Annotated in this window: 17 protein-coding genes; 15 read left to right on the plus strand and 2 right to left on the minus strand. The window is 37.9% G+C overall.

The window, feature by feature from the left end:
* Nucleotides 1-70 precede the first annotated feature (70 nt).
* The 15 genes from glmS to CO050_01490 all read left to right on the plus strand — a co-directional run bounded on the left by glmS (nt 71) and on the right by CO050_01490 (nt 17,398).
* Nucleotides 71-1,840 (plus strand): glutamine--fructose-6-phosphate transaminase (isomerizing), encoded by a 1,770-nt coding sequence (glmS, locus tag CO050_01420; GenBank protein PJC32138.1) that lies wholly within the window; start codon nt 71-73, stop codon nt 1,838-1,840.
* A 19-nt stretch (nt 1,841-1,859) separates the two neighbouring features.
* Nucleotides 1,860-2,834, plus strand: a complete 975-nt coding sequence (locus tag CO050_01425) for a hypothetical protein (protein PJC32139.1) — start codon at nt 1,860-1,862, stop codon at nt 2,832-2,834.
* Between the two features lie 48 nt (nt 2,835-2,882).
* Complete coding sequence (locus CO050_01430; protein ID PJC32140.1) at nt 2,883-3,599, plus strand: hypothetical protein; 717 nt, start codon at nt 2,883-2,885, stop codon at nt 3,597-3,599.
* Complete coding sequence (locus CO050_01435) at nt 3,599-5,206, plus strand: hypothetical protein (protein PJC32141.1); 1,608 nt, start codon at nt 3,599-3,601, stop codon at nt 5,204-5,206. The genes CO050_01430 and CO050_01435 overlap by 1 nt, the downstream gene beginning before the upstream one ends.
* Before the next feature lie 2 nt (nt 5,207-5,208).
* Nucleotides 5,209-6,405 (plus strand): hypothetical protein, encoded by a 1,197-nt coding sequence (locus CO050_01440; GenBank protein ID PJC32142.1) that lies wholly within the window; start codon nt 5,209-5,211, stop codon nt 6,403-6,405.
* Nucleotides 6,398-7,471 carry a hypothetical protein gene (locus tag CO050_01445; GenBank protein PJC32143.1) on the plus strand — a complete coding sequence of 358 codons (1,074 nt, stop codon included), beginning with the start codon at nt 6,398-6,400 and terminating at the stop codon, nt 7,469-7,471. The genes CO050_01440 and CO050_01445 overlap by 8 nt, the downstream gene beginning before the upstream one ends.
* Complete coding sequence (locus CO050_01450; protein PJC32144.1) at nt 7,341-7,829, plus strand: hypothetical protein; 489 nt, start codon at nt 7,341-7,343, stop codon at nt 7,827-7,829. Before CO050_01445 ends, CO050_01450 begins: the two co-directional genes overlap by 131 nt.
* Nucleotides 7,830-7,832: 3 nt before the next feature.
* On the plus strand, nt 7,833-8,867 hold the full coding sequence (locus tag CO050_01455) for a hypothetical protein (GenBank protein ID PJC32145.1): 1,035 nt from the start codon (nt 7,833-7,835) through the stop codon (nt 8,865-8,867).
* A gap of 49 nt (nt 8,868-8,916) precedes the next feature.
* A complete protein-coding gene (locus CO050_01460) occupies nt 8,917-10,383 on the plus strand; it encodes a hypothetical protein (protein ID PJC32146.1) in 1,467 nt (488 codons plus the stop codon).
* Between the two features lie 230 nt (nt 10,384-10,613).
* Complete coding sequence (murD, locus tag CO050_01465; GenBank protein PJC32147.1) at nt 10,614-11,996, plus strand: UDP-N-acetylmuramoyl-L-alanine--D-glutamate ligase; 1,383 nt, start codon at nt 10,614-10,616, stop codon at nt 11,994-11,996.
* The gene (gene ftsW, locus CO050_01470) at nt 11,983-13,119 is read left to right on the plus strand and encodes a putative lipid II flippase FtsW (protein PJC32148.1); all 1,137 of its coding nucleotides are present in this window, start codon (nt 11,983-11,985) and stop codon (nt 13,117-13,119) included. The genes murD and ftsW overlap by 14 nt, the downstream gene beginning before the upstream one ends.
* Complete coding sequence (locus CO050_01475; GenBank protein ID PJC32149.1) at nt 13,116-14,216, plus strand: hypothetical protein; 1,101 nt, start codon at nt 13,116-13,118, stop codon at nt 14,214-14,216. The genes ftsW and CO050_01475 overlap by 4 nt, the downstream gene beginning before the upstream one ends.
* Nucleotides 14,209-14,892, plus strand: a complete 684-nt coding sequence (locus CO050_01480; protein PJC32150.1) for a hypothetical protein — start codon at nt 14,209-14,211, stop codon at nt 14,890-14,892. The genes CO050_01475 and CO050_01480 overlap by 8 nt, the downstream gene beginning before the upstream one ends.
* 1 nt (nt 14,893) lies before the next feature.
* A complete protein-coding gene (gene ftsA, locus CO050_01485; protein PJC32151.1) occupies nt 14,894-16,168 on the plus strand; it encodes a cell division protein FtsA in 1,275 nt (424 codons plus the stop codon).
* A 66-nt stretch (nt 16,169-16,234) separates the two neighbouring features.
* Nucleotides 16,235-17,398: a cell division protein FtsZ gene (locus CO050_01490; protein ID PJC32152.1), complete on the plus strand. Its 1,164-nt coding sequence runs from the start codon at nt 16,235-16,237 to the stop codon at nt 17,396-17,398.
* A gap of 211 nt (nt 17,399-17,609) precedes the next feature.
* On the opposite strand, the gene CO050_01495 is transcribed toward CO050_01490, so the two are convergent.
* Together CO050_01495 and CO050_01500 are read right to left on the minus strand one after the other, a co-directional pair.
* Nucleotides 17,610-17,870 carry a hypothetical protein gene (locus tag CO050_01495; protein ID PJC32153.1) on the minus strand — a complete coding sequence of 87 codons (261 nt, stop codon included), beginning with the start codon at nt 17,868-17,870 and terminating at the stop codon, nt 17,610-17,612.
* A gap of 125 nt (nt 17,871-17,995) precedes the next feature.
* Complete coding sequence (locus CO050_01500) at nt 17,996-18,550, minus strand: hypothetical protein (protein ID PJC32154.1); 555 nt, start codon at nt 18,548-18,550, stop codon at nt 17,996-17,998.
* Nucleotides 18,551-18,598: the final 48 nt, after the last annotated feature.

Raw genomic sequence — 18,598 nt, forward strand, 5'->3', positions numbered from 1 at the left:
TTGACATTGCATATGTGCCGAACTATGCTTGGTCTTTGTTATTAATTGTCAATATATTAACTGACTGACTATGTGTGGGATATTTGGATATACTGGAAAAAATAATAATGCAGCGGATATAGTCCTTGAGGGGCTTAAAAAACTTGAGTATCGTGGATATGATAGCTGGGGTGTGGCAGTCCCGGGTCCTAGCGATGTAATCTCTGTAAGAAAAAAAATAGGTAAGATTGGTAATGCTACGATTGGCAACTTACCAGATGCATCTACCGGAATTGGACATACACGCTGGGCGACTCATGGTGGGGTAACAGAAAAGAATGCTCATCCGCATTTATCCTGTGATAAAAAAATTGCAGTAATTCATAATGGCATCATTGAAAATTACGATAAGCTACGTAGTAAGCTACAGAGCCAAAATCATGTATTTGTATCTGATACAGACTCTGAGGTAGCAGTACATCTGATAGAAGAATACAGGATGACTAATGCATTATTAGAAGCTGTACGGAAGGCTTTTTTGGATTTTAGTGGACTAAATGCTGTAATTGCTCTGGAGGTTGGTGAAGAAGGTTTTGTGGCTATTAAAAATGGTTCACCCGTAGTAGTTGGGTTCGGTCAGGACGGAAACTATTTAGCTAGCGATGCAGTGGCGCTTAGTGCTCATACTAGAACAGTTTATTACCTTAAGGATAATGAACTTGTGCATGTAGGCAAAAAAGAGGTACTGCTGTTTAATGCAGAAACTGGCAAGCAAAAGGGTTTTAAGAAGATAAAATTAGATTGGAGTGTAGAAGCTGCTGATTTAGGAAAGTACAAATACTTTATGCTTAAAGAGATAAATGAGCAACCAGATATTATTTCTCGTATTCTTAAAGAAGATATTGAGCAGGCAATACAGTTAGCTAAAGTGATTAAAAAATCATATGGTACTTATTTAGTTGGGTGTGGTACTGCTGCATATGCCTGTCTAGCTGGTTCTTATCTGTTTTCAAAAATAGCTAAAAGACATGTGAACTGGGCAGTAGGGAGTGAATTTGGCTACCAATTAGATTTTCTAACAGATAAAAGCTTCGTATTGGCTTTATCCCAATCCGGAGAGACGATGGATATCCTTGAAGCAGTAAAAAAAGCTAAAACAAGAAATGCAAAAATTGGTGCTCTGGTTAATGTAATGGGGTCTACTCTTTACAGAGAGGCTGACCATAAAATGTTAATAGGGGCTGGCCCTGAAAAAGGAGTAGCCTCAACGAAAGTATTTGTTTCCAAGCTTGCTCATCTTGTGTTGCTTTCATATATACTGGAGGGTAAAAACTTGGAAGGAACAGCAGTTCTTAAAAAAGCAGAAGTATCTGCGAGGGATGTTTTGAATGAAAGCACTACAAGAAAAATTAAAAAGTTAGCAAACAAATTGTATAAAAAAGATCATATGTATATAGTTGGCAGGGGTTTATCATACCCAGCGAGTTTGGAAGCAGCACTAAAGATAAAGGAAATTTCATATATCCATGCGGAGGGATTTGCCGCCGGGGAGCTAAAACATGGGGTCATAGCATTAATCGAAAAAGGAACACCTTGTATGGTATATGCCCCGAATGATGAAACATATGGCGCAAATCTTGCAGGCGCAATGGAGATGAAAGCGCGTGGTGGTTATATTATTGGAGTGTCACATAAGGATCATGAAGTATTTGATTATTATATTGAGGTAAAAGACGCAGCTGAGGCAACCATTATTCCTAATGTGATGGTTGCGCAGTTGCTCTCGTATTATTTAGCAGTTAAGCTAGGACTTGATCCAGATAAACCTCGTAACCTAGCTAAATCTGTTACGGTTAAATAATAAGGTATACTTAAATATTATGGCGAAGAAGATCGTTGTTATTGGTGGAGGAACGGGCACTTATGTGGCCTTAACGGGGTTGCGTGAATATGATGTGTCACTAACTGCAGTGGTAACAATGATGGACTCTGGTGGGAGTACTGGGCGTCTCCGTGATCAACTTGGGGTACTACCTCCTGGGGATATTCGCCAAGCTCTCGTGGCTTTATCAGAATCCGATGAAGTTTGGCGAAAACTGTTTACTTACCGTTTTGATAATGGAGACCTAAGTGGTCATAACTTTGGCAACTTGTTTATTTCAGCTCTTGAGAAAATGACCGGTGACTTTTCTGAAGCATTAAAATTGGCTTCAGAGCTTTTGCAAATTAAAGGCCAAGTACTTCCTGTTACCTATTCAAAATCTGATCTCTGTGTGGAGTTAGAAGATGGGCAAGTGATTGAAGGAGAAACATATATTGATGAACTAGAGTCAAATAAAAAGAGATCTAAAATTAAAAGAGCGTATCTTAAACCAACTGCTCCAATTAATGAGGCTGTAGTGGCAGCGATTCAGGAAGCAGATCTAGTTCTAATTGGTCCGGGTGATCTTTACACAAGTTTATTAGTTAATTTATTAGTTGATGGCGTGGTTGATGCTTTATCATCAACTAAGGCAAAAGTTGTGTATGCCTTAAATCTAATGACAAAATATGGTCAGACAACAAGTTACACTGGGCAAGATCACGTGTCAGATCTTGAGCAATACCTTGGTAAAGGCGTATTGGACTATGTATTAGTTAATAATGCTAGGCCCGACGATGACACATTGAAGATATACGAAAAGGAGCAAGAAATTCTTAACGTTGATAATCTAAAAGAGAATGGATATAGAATTGTGCATGCAGATATGTTGGCGGATGAGAAGATTCAGAAACCAGCAGCTGATAAACTAAAGAGAAGTTTAATTCGGCACGATCCTGACAAACTTGCCAAGGTAATAATGTCTTTAGGCTAATTAATGCTTAAATATAGCCATTTCTTGTTATAATCAGGCTATAAGATTATGAACAAGGGCAAAACTATTGTAATACTACATGGCTGGAAACTTAGCTCCCAGAGATATAATCCACTAGTCAAAGAACTTAGGAAGCTTGGGTATAGAGTATATATTCCGGATATGCCAGGTAATGGGGTTGCGAAGTTACCTAAGAATCCATTTACACTTGATGACTATGTTGAGTACGTATTAGGGTATTTGTCTACGAATAAACTACGAAGATTTACTTTAATTGGTCATTCTTTCGGAGGAAGAGTGGGGATCAAATTAGTTGCTAAAAACCCCGAGCTTATAAATAAGCTGGTCCTAACTGGTACTCCAGGTGTGATCCCTGTGTCATCAACTAAAATTAAGATGTTTTTGGTGTTAGCGAAAATTGGTAATATGATTTTTAACTTACCTGTCCTAGAGTTATTCAAGGACAGTGCAAGAAGAGGCTTATATAGACTAGCGAAATCCAGTGATTACTACCATACAGATGGAGTTATGAGACAAACTTTTAAAAATATTATTAGAGCTGATCTAGTAAAATCTATGTCAAAATTAAAGCTTCCAGTTACTCTCGTCTGGGGTGAGCATGATGAGGCAGTTCCTGTAAATGTAGCTAAAGTGATGCAAAAAATGATTAAGGGATCAAAACTTGTGGTGATACCCGGATCTAGTCACGATGTTATCTGGGCAAACCCGCTTAGGTTTATTGATGCGTTTAATACTGATAAATAATGATAAATATATTGTCATATATTGTTCTAGCAGCATTTGTAATTCGTACTATACGAAATACTCTTTACCACATATTTTTGTGGCAAAACAATGAATATCGTCTAGACATGCTTAAGGTTTATCTAAAGACGAGTGTTGGCAAAAGAATTGTTTTTGGTCCCATGGCAAAGATTAAATTTGTTTTATTAGCTCTATTTATCTTTGCTTTAATAGGGGAGTTTAATATTATAGCTAGCTTGGCTATCTGGAGTTTTGGGGTTTTATTTATTGTGGAAGCATGGCGAAATCTAGGCGAGTTTATGTCAGGTTCTTTGCCTCTTCCTAAGTTTACAGTCAAAGTTGTGCTGATCATATTAATAACATTACTTTTTCAGTTTATTCTGATATTGTCCTCATCTCCACGTTTTGCTTTAGATCTTATGCCATTTATGGATAAGCTGCTTGCTGTATCCGTTGCTGCGCAGATTGGGTTACTAAGCATCCCAACTCGAATTAGGGATGCATTGTTGGAGTATTTTGCCATGGAGAAAATGGTTAGATTTAAAAGAATTCGCGTAGTGGGAATTACCGGAAGTTATGGAAAATCTACAACTAAGGAGTTTTTGTACCAGTTGGTTAAAGATGAGTTCAATGTAGTTAAAACTTCTAAGAATATAAACAAGCCAGTGGGTATTGCAAAGCTTATTTTGCAAGAAGTCAGTGACAAAACTGAGCTACTTATAGTTGAAGCAGCGGCTGACAAACACCATGGTCGGAACCAGGTGGTGCGTATTACAAATATGTTAGCAGATAAGCTGAGTGTGGCTGTGATAACAGGAGTAAATCAGCAACATCTAGCGCTGTTTAAATCTAGACAGGAAATAATTCAAACAAAATATAGTTTGGTGACAGGTCTTAATGATGAGGGCGTTGCGGTTCTTAAGGTAGATAGTCGTTCTATGCGGAGGCTTGCAAAAAAAGCCAAAAAAGACAGTTTAAAAACGGTGTTATGCGGAACGGATAAACGCCTCTATGCCTATGGGGACAAAATTGTGCTATCTAGTTCTGGGTCTAAATTTGAATTAGTTATCGGAAAGAATAGAGCTAAATTAAATACAGATCTTCTAGGGTTAGCAAACGTGGAAGGCATTGTTGTAGCGGCAACAGTGGCTATGCAGCTAGGTGTTTCGTGGAATAGGATAAAGACTAAGATAAAAAAACTTACTCCGCCACTTAATTCTCTTAATGTAGTTAAAAAACGTGGCTTAGTATTGATTGACGATACCTACAGCGCAAATCCTGATGGTGTAATTGCAGCTTTAGACTTTTTATCACTCTATTCTGATACCAAAATATTAGTGCTTAATCCATTAGCTGAACTTGGAGAGGATTCCGTTTTAGTACATAAGAACATAGTCAAGTATGCGGCAAAAATTTGTGATGCCATCATCTTAACAAATGGTAATAACTACGAAGCTGTTATGAAAGCTGTAAAAGAAGATGTTGTTGTAGTGGTAAAGAATAAGAATCAAGTGAAAGATTACATAAAGAACAACTTTAAAGGTAAAAAGGTTATATTATTTGAAGGAAGGGAGACCGCGGGTGCTTTGAGCACTTACAAAAGTTAAGTATGTTAAAAGTAATATCTTCAGGACTTTCTCCAAATACGAAAGCGACAGATGTCATAATTGCTCTGGAGGCATTAATATTAAAACGGCACTGGAAAGATCCTTTGCAGTTGCATATTCTAAAAAAATGGTTTGCAAGTCGGTATAACTCTGATCAAGTCTATTTATTTAATTCTGGGCGGTCTGCGTTGTATTTTCTGCTTAAAGCGGCGGGTGTAACAAAACAAGACGAGGTTATAGTGCAGGCTTTTACATGTATTGGAGCTATTAACCCAATTATCTGGATTGGAGCAAAACCTGTTTATATAGATATAGATCCACAAACATATAATCTTGACCCTGACTTACTGGAGTCATCAATTACTTCTAAAACTAAAGTTGTAATTGTTCAACATACCTTTGGAATACCTGCTGCTATTTCTAAAATTAAGAAAATATGTCAAGAGCATAAAATTATTCTAATTGAAGACTGTGCGGTAAGTATTGGCGCATTTGTGGGTAAAAAAGAAGTAGGTACATATGGTGATGCGGCTTTTTTTAGTTTTGGAAGAGATAAGATAGTTTCTAGTGTTAGTGGTGGTGCCGCAATAATTAATAATCTTAAACATTTTGCCAATCTAGATGAGTTATATAGAGAGATACTAGAGCCTTCCTCTAACTGGGTATATCAGCAGTTATTGCACCCTGTTGCTATGGCTGTAATTCTTCCTCTGTATTTGATTCAAGTAGGAAAGATATTATTAGTTTTATTGCAGAAAATTAAACTTATTTCTAAACCATATGAAGAATTGGAATATTCTGGAGGTAAACCAGAAAGTTATCCTCGAAGGTATTCTCCAGCTTTAGTTCCGCTAATTATGCATCAGCTTAGACAGCTAGATGCGATGGATGCAAGACGGGTCTTTAATGCCAGTTACTATGGAGAAAATTTAATAAAAGGAGCTGTATATTTGCGCTATCCAGTATTGGTAAAAAATAGAGAACAGATATTAAATAAAGCTCAAAGGGCAGGAATTTATCTTGGTACATGGTATGATAGTGTGATTAATCCAGCTGGTGTAACTTTGAGTAATTTTAAATACAAAAAAGGTAGTTGCCCAGTGGCAGAAGATATTGCAGGACGAATACTAAATTTACCAACATACGCGCGTTTGACTGTTAGGGAAATAAAGAAAGTTAGAGATATTGTGAATGACTAATCTCCACATAAAACCAGTTACTAGTAACAAAACCTGGAACAACTTCATAAGCTCAGTTGCTGCTCGCTCTTTTTTTCAGTCCTGGGAGTGGGGAGAAGTGAGTAAGCTCAATGGTCAGACAATAGATAGACTCGGCATCTATGAAAAAGACAGGTTGGTTGGTGTTTTTCAGATAACACTTGTTCAAGCTAAGCGTGGTAACTATATTATGTTAAGACATGGTCCAGTGCTTAGTAGTTGGAACAGTAGATATCTAGTAGTATTGATAGATTTTTTAAAAAAAATCTACAAAGATAATTATTCTTTTATAAGAATAAGTCCATTAATAGACCGTGTATATAGTACTTTGTTGAAGAAAGTTGGATTCAGACTAGCGCCTGTGCACGACAATATTGATGCGCAGATATGCTACGAGGTGAATCTCAAACCTGAGCTGGAAGTAATCTTGGCGGGCATGCGCAAAAATACTAGAGGATCGATTAAAAAAACAGCTTCAAACGAAAACCTTACGATAGGGTATGAAATTTCAGCTAAATCTATTAAGGAATTTAGTCAACTATACCGTCAAACGGCTCGTAAAAAAGGTTTTGTGGAATGGAGTGGGATAAAAACAGAAGTTAGTGAGTTTGATAAGAACAAAGCTGTGGATCTTATCATTGTCTACTTGAATAAAGAGCCGGTTGCGGGAGCAGTGATTAATTACTGGGGTAATCAGGGTATTTATCATTATGCTGCTGCAAATTATGATGGCTTAAAAACTCAAGCGCAATATTTAGTGATTTACGAGGCAATAAAACGTTGCAAAATGCGTGGGTTGGAATATTTTAATTTCTGGGGTGGAATTGAAGACATCAGTGATGTTGGGCACCCATGGTTTGGGTTAACAGTTTTTAAACGTGGATTCGGGTCAAAGCAGAAAGTTTATCTACAGACATATGATTATATGCTTTCTCATGGGTACTGGAAAACATATCTATATGAGCAAGTTGTTGAGCATTTACGAGGATACAAAACAATTGGTACTTGGCGTAGTCCAACTTTCTTACGACGACTATTTGGTGTATGATGAAATTATAGAGATGAAATTTGTAAAATCAGTAACCCATGCAATTGAAGGCTTAGGGTACGTGCTTAGAGAGCATGCAAACTTTCGTATTCATATAGCATTAGCTTTTGTCGCGATAGTTTTAGGAATAAGCTTAAAATTGTCTAATCTCGAACTGTCCATACTTGTAATAACTATTACGCTAGTATTAATGGCAGAGATTCTGAATACTGCGGTTGAAGAGCTGTCGGACTTAATTACCCTGCGCTGGAGTAAACATGCTAAAGTTGCAAAGGATGTCTCTGCTGGCATGGTATTTTTAACTTCAATTTGCGCGGCAATTGTGGGGTGGTTGCTTTTTATTCCTAAACTTAATTAATATATGGCATTATTCTTAGGTATATTTCTAGTTTCTTTTTGCATTAATGCATTATTGTTTGTCCCATTCATTAATCTTCTATATAAAATTCAGATGCAGCGGCAAAAACAAGATACGCTGGATACTTTTGGTAAATTAACGCCAATATTTAATCGTTTACACAAAATGAAAGTGGGTACTCCAGTTGGCGGTGGGCTTTTACTCATAATAACAACCTGCATTTTAACTCTGGTGATTTTGTCTAGCTTGAAACTATTCTGGGTACCTATAGTTTCTGACTATCCACTCATATCTGAGCTTAAAGTAATTTTTTTTACATTTGTCATGTTTGGGCTCTTAGGTCTTTATGATGACATAAAAAAGATGTTTAAGTTCTTAGCGGATACTTTTTTTGGTCTTAGGTTTAGGCACAAGATTCTATTGCAAATTATTCTTGCTGCAATTATTTCATATTGGCTTTACCAGAATCTTTCAATATCTATTATTAATATTCCCTTAATTGGGGTAATAGACCTAGGCTGGATATATATTCCGTTTGCAACACTAGTTATTGTGGCTTTCACCAATGCATATAATATTACCGATGGTCTAGACGGGCTTGCAGGAGGGCTGTTATTTATTGCACTTATTATTTTCTGGGTTATATCTGCTTCAGTTTTAGATACTCCTTTGGAAATTTTTATTGCCGTCTGGGTAGGGGGATTGGTAGCTTTCTTGTATTTTAATGTATTTCCAGCTAGGATCTGGATGGGTGATGTGGGTTCAATGGCTTTTGGAGCAACATTAGCTGTAATTGGCTTATTATTAGGTAAGTTAGTAGCCCTGGTAATAATTGGTTTAATATTTGTTCTAGAAGTAAGCTCCAGCTTAGCTCAGATGTTATCTAAATATTTTCGTGGAAAGAAATTATTCGAAGTAGCTCCATTTCATTTATTGCTTCAAAATAAAGGATGGGCAGAGCCTAAAATTGTTATGCGTGCTTGGTTGGTCCAAATTATGCTGGGAGTGTTCGGCCTCTGGCTCTCCTTCTTTACTTAAGTTTTAATATTTTATTGATTCACCCTATTTTGATATATACTCTAAGCTCATGATTCGCGCAAAGGATATAACATTTTCGTATGGTAGTGAGCTCGTTTTTGATAAAACTAGTTTTATCATTACTGAAGGTCAAAAAGTTGGCATGGTTGGTCCAAATGGGGCTGGTAAATCAACATTATTTTCCATTATTACAAATAAACTAGAGCTGGATGCTGGAAGTATCGAGACGACTGGAACTGTCGGATATGTTCCACAGGAAGTTAAGCAAGATCCTAGTTTAGAAGAGTCTTTATCAGTAAGAGACTATATTGATCCAGAAAAGCAGAAGAGCGATTTCGAGCTAAAAAAACTATTAGCAGGACTAGAATTAGATCATGTAGCGCTACTATCAAAGCCCAAGATCTTGAGTGGAGGCCAAAAAACAAAACTAGCTCTTGCACGAGCTTTAATTCAAGAGCCTGACCTACTGCTGTTGGATGAACCTGTTAATTTTATGGATTCTGCTGGTAAGAGATTCGTGATGAACTTCTTGAGTCAATATCCTAAATCTCTGATGATCGTGTCCCATGACCTTGATTTACTGGACGAGCACATTGATAAGGTCTTGATATTAAATATACAAAGCAAAAAAATAGAGACGTATGCTGGAACATATAAAAAAGCAATGAAACTCAAAGAAGAACAGGAAGAGCATTTTAAAAGACAGGTTAGAGTAAAGGAGAAGCATATAGAACAAATGGAAAAATCATTGCTTAAGCTCTACAGGAACAAGTCAAAAAAAGGGGTACGTGCTCGCATGCAACACATAAAACGTATTGGGCAAGAAAAATCTGCGCTTCCTGCAATGCCAACTGCGATTAAAAAATTTAAGCTAGATTTACCTGAACCTAGTAGAATTGCTGAGTTACCAATAATGGTTAAGGGTATCAATAAATCATATGGTGATAATAAGGTTCTTAAAGACCTATCTTTTTATGTAAATAGAGGAGAGAAAATATTAATAACTGGAGACAACGGGGCAGGTAAGTCGACACTTATTAAAATTATTATGAATAAAATTAAAGCAGATACAGGTACAGTTTTGATCAAGGAAAACGTGCAAATTGGCTACTATTCTCAAGAGTTTGAAACTTTTGATTTTAGCAAAAGAGTGTTGGATACGGTAATGGAGGAGTGTGGTATCTATGAGCAGAAAGCTCGGAGTTTTTTGGGGAGGTTTATGTTTGATGCAGATAATGTAAAACAGCGCGTCGGGACGCTCTCAGGAGGTGAAAAAACTAGATTGTCTGTGGCTATGATAATGCTGAATAATAATAATCTCTTAGTTCTTGATGAACCTACTACCTATCTTGATCCTCTGAGCCAAAGAATCGTTCTCGAAGCTCTCAAGGAATATAAAGGAACTCTTGTATTAGTTAGCCATGTGGATGAATTTGTAAAAGAATTAAAACCAGATAGAGCATTCCTCATGCCAGAAGGTGAACTAATCACCTGGTTCTCCACCCAGGATTATTAGAATTATATAGAGCGTCGCTCTATTAAGGCCTTGTTTACAACCTATTAAAAACTGGGTTTTTAATAGGAAAGAGCGGAAGCTTCAAAGCCGAGCTTTATGCTCTAGTATATAGTTTGGTTTTAGAATCGCTTAACTTAAAGCAATGCTATTTATTACATAAAAAGCCTCGCTTTGTTTCACTTGCTTACTGAAAAGTGTCAAACGTCCAGCGTTTGACAACTTTGCTTAGGATGGGGGTTTGGATTAAAATAGTAGTACAGAAGATGCAAAACCTTAATCCAGTTGAAACCTTGCGTGAGAAATATTCAGGTAAGAATGTGTTAGTTTTAGGGATAGGGGTATTGGGTGGAGGAGTTGGCTCCGCGCGTTTTTTTGCAGATATTGGTGCAAAAGTTGTAGCAACTGATCTTAAGTCAGCTGAACAACTCGACCCCTCTTTACTTAGGCAGCTACAAGATTTGGGAGTAGAGCTCAAGCTAGGTGGACATAGTAAAGAAATGATAGATGCTGCGGATCTGGTGATTCGTAACCCAGCGGTTCCTTTAGATTCTGAATATGTACAATACGCAAAAGAGCAAAATATTCCGGTTGTAATGGACGCAGCCTTATTTGTAACTTTAAGCCCTGCTCCTATTATTGGTGTAACAGGTACCAGAGGTAAAACAACTACCTGTAATATGATTGCTTCTATTTTACAAGCTGTGGGTAAGCATGTGCTGCTGGGAGGAAATATTCATGGCACATCTACGCTTGATCTACTCTACGAAGTGAATGAAAAATCTATTGTGGTATTAGAATTATCTAGCTGGGCGCTACAGGGATTTTGCGATTTTGCGGTTAGCCCTCATATTGCTGTCATAACTAATATTTATCCAGACCATCTTAATAGATATACTGATATGCAGAGCTATGTGGATGATAAACAAACAATCTTTGCTTACCAGAAGCCTAACGATATATTGTTCTTAAATAGTGAAGATGGTTTTACAAGTAAATTTTCAAAAAAAGTAGTGGGCAAGGTGGGATTGTTTAACAAAAAAGATTTACTGCAAAAAATTGAATTACAGTTACCTGGTGAGCACAATATGGCAAACGCGGCTTGTGCTTTTGGAGTTGCTAGATATCTAGGTGTAAGTGAGAAGGATATTTTATCGAGCCTATCTCAGTTTTCTGGAGTCCCATATAGGCTGGAAATTATTGCTGAAATAAATGGAGTGACATATGTAAATGACACAACCAGCACGACCCCTACATCTGTTATTGCGGCACTAAATGCCTTTATGAATAAGTCGATTGTATTAATTATTGGAGGTGCGGATAAAAATTTACCTCTTGATGAGCTCGTAAAATTATTCCAGAGTGAAAAACAGATTAAAGACGTGGTGTTTCTTAAAGGTGGAGGGACCAGTAAGTTGCTTGAAGCCTTAGGCAGGCAGGACGCTGTTGTCTATGATAACCTTGAGAAAGCAGTTTTTGCAGCATCTAACAAAGCTAACAAAGGAGATTATGTAATATTTAGTCCAGGATTTACTTCTTTTGAGATGTTTAAAAATGAATTTGATCGAGGAGATAGATTCAACCAAATTGTGAACTCACTTAATGCAAAAAATTAAAAAGAGAGCCAGACACAAACTTCGCAAGGTAGGACCTCGTCTATCTGGTAAGCGTCCCAATTCCACGTCTTTTCTTATCATTATAGTTACGATAGTGTTGGCTGCATTTGGACTGCTGATGATATTTGAAGCTTCGGCCGTCTCGGCTTTGCGAACATTTGACGATAAATTTCATTTTTTGCGAAACCAAGGAACCTGGGCGAGTATAGGTTTAGTGAGCATGTTTATAGTTTCACGTATAGATTATCGTAGATATTACAGCATGTCAGTATTTTTATTGAGCGGTGTAATATTTAGTTTAATTATGGTTTTTTTACCAGGTATCGGCCTTAAAGCGTCAGGAGCTCATCGCTGGATTAATCTGGGCTTTTTTAATTTTCAACCTACAGAGTTGGCAAAGCTCGTATTAGTTATTTATCTTGCTGCTTGGTTTACACATAAGGAAAAAAATCGATTATTGTCGTTTGGTTTGTTGCTTTTTGTTGTATTGGGTTTGATAGTGCTGGAGCCAGATTTGGGTACGGCAATTATTATTGGTGCTATTGCGATGGTTTTATACTTTTTATCTGGCGCACCACTTGCCCAGTTTGTTTTACTAATACCAGTAGGTGTGGTTTTGGTGCTGCTTTTGGCATTGACGTCACCCTATCGTTACCAACGTATAATGACATTCTTAAAGCCAGATTCTGATCCACTTGGGGCGTCTTATCATGTTCAACAGCTGTTGTTGGGTTTTGGTAGTGGGGGCTGGTTTGGAGTAGGGTTAGGTAGATCGTTGCAGAAATTTTCGTATCTGCCCGAAGCGACTACGGACTCTATCTTTTCAATTGTGGGAGAAGAAACCGGTTTTATCGGCGCCAGTTTAGTTTTGTTACTATATTTGATACTAATTGTAGTTGCATTTAAAGTTGCTGTGAACTCACCAACTCGCTTTGGACAGCTACTTGCTGCTGGGATAGGCAGCTGGATTGCTATACAGACTATAATCAACCTTGGAGCTACTGTTGCTCTCTTACCACTAACCGGAGTACCGTTGATGCTATTATCATATGGTGGTTCAAGTTTATTGGTTACATTTTTAGGAATTGGAATTTTGTTAAACATTAGTAAACAAAGCAAATGAGAATAGTTATTACCGGAGGACATCCAGGACCAGCGCTGGCTGTAATTGATCATATTAGAACAAGCTATCCCGACTGGAAGATATATTTTGTAGGAACTAAAAACCCCTTAACAGATGATAAAGCTTTGTCATTTGAGTATAAAGAGATAGCTACAAGAGGTCTTTCTTTTATTAATTTAGATACGGGAAAATTTGATAGAGCAAATAAATTAAAGTTAATACTAAATTCATATAAAATTGCCCGTGGGTATTTTAAAAGCTTAGCTATTCTTAAGAGAATAAAACCAGATGTTGTATTATCTTTTGGTGGATACTTGGCGGTTCCTGTAGCATTTGGTGCGAAAACTCTGGGAATTAAGATCCTCACCCATGAGCAGACTTTTGGAGTGGGATTTGCAAATAGGTTAATTGCCAGAATTGCAGATAGAGTGCTGTTGTCGTGGGAAGAAACAAAGCTAGTGGATCCTCGCTGGAAAAGCTTGGTAACTGGTTTACCTATTCGCAAATCCGTAATTAATGCCAAAACTCAGATGGATAAGTCTAAGTTGCCATTAATACTAGTGATGGGTGGAAGCCAGGGGGCACATTTTATTAATCAGCTTATTGGAAACATGCTAGATGATTTGTTGAGCGTATTTAGAGTTGTGCACCAAGTGGGAGATTCTAGTGCTTATGATGATTACGTTACGCTTAATCACAAACGCAAAGAAATGAAACAAGAGATAGGTGATAAGTATGAGTTATATAAGCATATATCTACAGAAAAAATTGGCACATATCTTGAGCTTGCTGATATTGTAATTTCACGCGCTGGAATAAATACTATGGCTGAGCTTTTGTATTTGCAAAAAAAAGCCGTATTAATTCCATTGCTCGAGAGTATTAATCCTGAGCAGTTAGTAAATGCTAGATATTATAAAGAGACACAGCTGGGTACATATCTAAAGCAAGATGAAGTTACACCAGAGAAATTACATAACGAAATCAACAATATAGCAAAGAATAATGCGGCTAAAAGTGATATTCCAGTATTTAAGATGCTGGAGTTTGCGGCAGATAACGTCGTTAAGGAGTTAATAGCTGTAACCAATGGGTAGGACTAAATTACTTTCTTTTGTTATATTATTGTTTGTTATTGCTGGTGAATTATATATTGTCTCCTTGTTGTGGGGGTTCGAGAGAGTGGGTAGGGTTTTTACCAATAACTATTTGAATCCAGCATTTTTTAAGTTTGGAAAGTTTAATGTCCTAGGTGTTTCCAAGCAACAGCTAATGGATCAGATGAAAGAGTATGATCCTGAGCTGACCAATGTAAAGATCACGAAAAAACTAAATGGTGACATATATATTGATGTAGCCGGTATTGAGGAAAAATACATGCTGGCAGATAAAGATGAAACACAGTTTTTTTCCGCTGATGAGAGAGGTGTTGTAATTAAAGAGGCCACTGGGCAAGATAAATTGCTGATTGTGACTGGTAAAGCGAGCTTAAAAAAAGGCTCCAAAATGGATTCAGAGTCTGAGAGAGCAGCGCTAATTTTAGTAGATAAAGTAGCCAAATACCCAGCTTTGGAAGAGTTGAAAAAGGTGATTATTCAAGACGACAAGCTACTAATGGTCTTTGAGCGGAATTTTGTGGTAATATTGCCTATTGTAGAGGATCTTGATTCTTACTTACAATCTTTACAAATCCTGCTAGATCGGTTTACAATAGAAGGTAAGCTGCCACAAGAGATAGATATGAGATATATCAGGGCAGTGGTAAAAATGTAATATGGCTAAAGACAGAGTTATTGTTGGAATAGATATTGGTAGTGAAAAAATTGCGACCCTCATTGCTTCGGTTTCTGAGGATGAGCAGCCACGCATAATTGGTGTTTCCACAGTTTTAAGCAAAGGTATCAAGAGAAGCCAGGTAGTAGACATTGAGCAGGCTACAAAAAGTGTGTTATCTAGTTTAGAGAGCGCAGAACGCATGGCTGGGTACCAAGTGACAAATGCATTTATCTCAGTCGGTGGATCTCATATTGGATCGGTCAATTCGCAAGGAGTAGTAGCTGTTGCTAATCCAGATAAAGAGATTATCAACGATGATATTGAGCGGGCTATTGAGGCAGCAAAAGCACTATCCATACCTTCTACTCAGGCAATTTTACATGTACTGCCACGGCAGTTTACCGTCGATTCTCAGGAAGGTATAAAAGATCCAGTAGGAATGACAGGTGTACGTTTGGAGGTAGACACACATCTAGTTACTGGTGGAGCAACATCTATCAGAAACTTAACTAAATGTGTTGAAGAGGTGGGCATAGATGTTGAGGGGTTAGTCTTTAATGGGTTGGCTTCTTCCAGCAGTACATTAACAGATACTGAAAAAGAACTTGGTGTAGTAATGCTGGATATTGGTGCGGGAACAACTGATCTTTGTATCTGGATTGAAGGATCATTAGCTTATTCAGCTGTTGTACCAGTTGGCGCTAGACATGTTACCAATGACTTAGCAATTGGCTTAAGAGTTTCATTAGAGAGCGCTGAAAAGATAAAAATTTTCTTGAGTGATAAAAACAGACAATCTGAAATCAAGCATGGTTCTAAGTCCAATAAGATAGATATTACAAAGCTACAGCTATCTGAAGGATTAAAGGAGATCTCAGAAAAAACGGTTGTGGAAGGAATAATTCGTCCACGTTTAAATGAAATATTTCATCTTGTAGGTGAAGAGCTTTCTAATAGTGGATTTGGTGTACAAACGCCAGCTGGTGTTGTAATCACTGGAGGTGGAGCTGAAACGGTAGATATTGTGGATGTTGCAAGACATATACTAGCGATGCCGGCGCGCGTAGGTAGACCGGAGCACGTTAAGGGGTTGGTTGATGAAATAAATAAGCCTCAATATTCTACTGCTGTGGGGTTAATTCATTATGGTGCGGAGTTTCAAGGTGATGAACCAATGTTTAAATTGGTCAGTCTAAGCTCGATGTTTAGGCAAGTTTCAATCAAGGGTGTTGCCGGAAAAACTATAAATCTGATCAAATCGTTTTTGCCCTAAATATCTTCAGTTGACTTTTTCGACACTATCGGTTACATTGTAATCGCAGAATTTAATTTTGGTGCTATGTATATAAAACCAGATGAGGCTCAGTTTGCCAAAATAAAAGTAATAGGTGTTGGTGGTGGTGGCAATAACGCTATTAACAACATGATAGCTGCTTCTATTAAGGGGGTAGATTTTGTAGGTGTTAATTGTGATGCACAGGCATTATTAGCCTGTAAGGCAGACACAAAAATTCGTATAGGCGAAGAATCTACACGTGGACTGGGAGCAGGAGGAAATCCCGAGATAGGTAAGAAAGCAGGTGAGGAATCACGAGAGCGCATAGCAGAGGAAGTTGCTGGTACGGACATGGTATTTATCACAGCAGGAATGGGAGGAGGCACAGGAACTGGTGCAGCTCCAATTATTGCAGAAGAGGCCAAAAAGCAAGGTGCGCTAACGGTAGCAGTGGTTACTAAGCCCTTTATGTTTGAGGGAACAAGAAGAATGGTTAATGCTGAGGAGGGAATAGAGAATCTTAAGGCACATGTGGATACCTTGATCATTATTCCTAATCAAAGACTGTTAGAAGTAGTAGATAATAAAATGACACTCTTGGATTCATTTCGTGTAGCTGATTCAGTATTGACACAGGGCGTACAAGGAATATCTGATCTTATTACAACTCCGGGACTAATTAATGTTGATTTCGCAGATGTGCGGGCAATTATGACAGATGCAGGTTCTTCACTTATGGGTATTGGTACCTCAAGCGGTGAAAATAGAGCTATAACTGCCGCAAAGATGGCAATCTCTTCACCGCTACTTGAGCTATCCATTGATGGTGCTAAGGGCGTATTGTTTAACATTATAGGTGGGCGAGACCTGACCATGAATGAGGTGGATCAGTCAGCTAAGATAATTGCTAATGCGGTAGATGCAGATGCTGATATTATATTTGGAGCTAGAATAGACGATGAAATTATAGATGAGATCAAAATTACAGTAATTGCCACTGGCTTTGATGAAGCAAGGCAGAAATTAACACGGTATGCGCCAACTTCCAGGAATGACTTTTCTTCAATCCAGAATAAAACCACAGCTGGCGCACTTAGAGCGGATCAAGAAGAAGATACAGACGATAAAAATGGCGTGGCTCATGATGATGAAAAGAAAAAACCAGAGATAGAATTAAGTGAAGAAGAGCAATTTGATATCCCTGCCTTCCTCCGCCAACGCAGATAACGAGACAATGTCGTTCTTTACATGTTAGTGGAAGATGGGACCTTAAGTGAGCTGGCTTGTAAGTAAGGCTTAGCCTTACAAAAGGTTTGAAATAGAGCTCCAAAGAGAACATACTCCTTTTTACTTCTAATCTTTAGCTATTTATTTTAAAATAGGTTGTATTTCAGGGCTATTAAAAACTGGGTTTTTAATAGCACCCGACTTTCGCGAATTAGTGACCACCTAATTTACTAATAAGCTGTTGGATATCGCTGGGTATACTTGGTTGTGTCTGATATTTTTTGCCTTCAATAGTTACTACTCCTGTTTGAATCACTCGAAGTTTTTGGATAAATTTCCTGATTGATATATTGGTTTTGTCTTCAACAAATCTTGCGATTGCCAGAGCAACAAAGACAATAGTCAGATGAGCTTTAATTGAGTCAAGTTTGCGGTGAAAAATAGGTCTGGCTTTAAGGTCTGATTTGGACATACGGAATGACTTTTCAACCTGAAAGAGTTGGTGGTAGGCGTTGATGATTTCCTGTGGCAGGACACCGTGTTTGCGATCTTTCTGCAGTGTGGGTAGATTGGTGACATACCCTTTAATACCGGCTCTCAGTCGGTGTTCGTTGATGAGTTCTTGGTTAAGTATAGGTTTTTTTTGGCTAGAGTGAGAAAGGGTGCTTTCTTTAGAGGGGCGTGGCCATTGACAATACGTTCTGCTTTAACAACCTGTTTGTCAATATTGGACAGATCCAACTGGGCTCGTTTCTGTTTATACTGATAGATAACCCGTCTCTCCACTTTATCTTCTTTTTTGTACCCAAAAGACTGGGTGGTTTCAATCAGACGAGCAATGACGAGCTGAGCGAAGACATCGTCAGTTAACTGGTCAAAGTGTAACCATTGGTACACTGATAAAAACTGGTCGTACAGATACTGGGAGAAAGCTTTTTCCTGAAAGATTACCGGTGGTCTTTGTTCTGGAAACAAAGAGATTTGACCTTCGTGAATTTTAGCTTTAGCTACAGAGATGAGAAAACGTAAGCGTTCTGGATCATGAGCACTACCCACATGAATGAGTTTAGTTACTTGTCTACCAATCTTGATCACAATCTGAATAGCAGTGGCACCACTTTTAGTTTTTACTTTTCTGATGAATGTTGACACAAGATAATTGTATCAATCAAAAACACATACCATTAGTGACCACATTTA

The sequence above is a fragment of the Candidatus Roizmanbacteria bacterium CG_4_9_14_0_2_um_filter_38_17 genome (assembly GCA_002788855.1).
Classification (GTDB): Bacteria; Patescibacteriota; Microgenomatia.

What these genes read in the sequence shown, in the direction of transcription:
- glmS (PJC32138.1), top strand. Translation starts at nt 71, where the DNA reads ATGTGTGGGATATTTGGATATACTGGAAAAAATAATAATGCAGCGGAT.
- CO050_01425 (PJC32139.1), top strand. Translation starts at nt 1,860, where the DNA reads ATGGCGAAGAAGATCGTTGTTATTGGTGGAGGAACGGGCACTTATGTG.
- CO050_01430 (PJC32140.1), top strand. Translation starts at nt 2,883, where the DNA reads ATGAACAAGGGCAAAACTATTGTAATACTACATGGCTGGAAACTTAGC.
- CO050_01435 (PJC32141.1), top strand. Translation starts at nt 3,599, where the DNA reads ATGATAAATATATTGTCATATATTGTTCTAGCAGCATTTGTAATTCGT.
- CO050_01440 (PJC32142.1), top strand. Translation starts at nt 5,209, where the DNA reads ATGTTAAAAGTAATATCTTCAGGACTTTCTCCAAATACGAAAGCGACA.
- CO050_01445 (PJC32143.1), top strand. Translation starts at nt 6,398, where the DNA reads ATGACTAATCTCCACATAAAACCAGTTACTAGTAACAAAACCTGGAAC.
- CO050_01450 (PJC32144.1), top strand. Translation starts at nt 7,341, where the DNA reads ATGATTATATGCTTTCTCATGGGTACTGGAAAACATATCTATATGAGC.
- CO050_01455 (PJC32145.1), top strand. Translation starts at nt 7,833, where the DNA reads ATGGCATTATTCTTAGGTATATTTCTAGTTTCTTTTTGCATTAATGCA.
- CO050_01460 (PJC32146.1), top strand. Translation starts at nt 8,917, where the DNA reads ATGATTCGCGCAAAGGATATAACATTTTCGTATGGTAGTGAGCTCGTT.
- murD (PJC32147.1), top strand. Translation starts at nt 10,614, where the DNA reads ATGGGGGTTTGGATTAAAATAGTAGTACAGAAGATGCAAAACCTTAAT.
- ftsW (PJC32148.1), top strand. Translation starts at nt 11,983, where the DNA reads ATGCAAAAAATTAAAAAGAGAGCCAGACACAAACTTCGCAAGGTAGGA.
- CO050_01475 (PJC32149.1), top strand. Translation starts at nt 13,116, where the DNA reads ATGAGAATAGTTATTACCGGAGGACATCCAGGACCAGCGCTGGCTGTA.
- CO050_01480 (PJC32150.1), top strand. Translation starts at nt 14,209, where the DNA reads ATGGGTAGGACTAAATTACTTTCTTTTGTTATATTATTGTTTGTTATT.
- ftsA (PJC32151.1), top strand. Translation starts at nt 14,894, where the DNA reads ATGGCTAAAGACAGAGTTATTGTTGGAATAGATATTGGTAGTGAAAAA.
- CO050_01490 (PJC32152.1), top strand. Translation starts at nt 16,235, where the DNA reads ATGTATATAAAACCAGATGAGGCTCAGTTTGCCAAAATAAAAGTAATA.
- CO050_01495 (PJC32153.1), bottom strand. Translation starts at nt 17,870, where the DNA reads ATGTCCAAATCAGACCTTAAAGCCAGACCTATTTTTCACCGCAAACTT.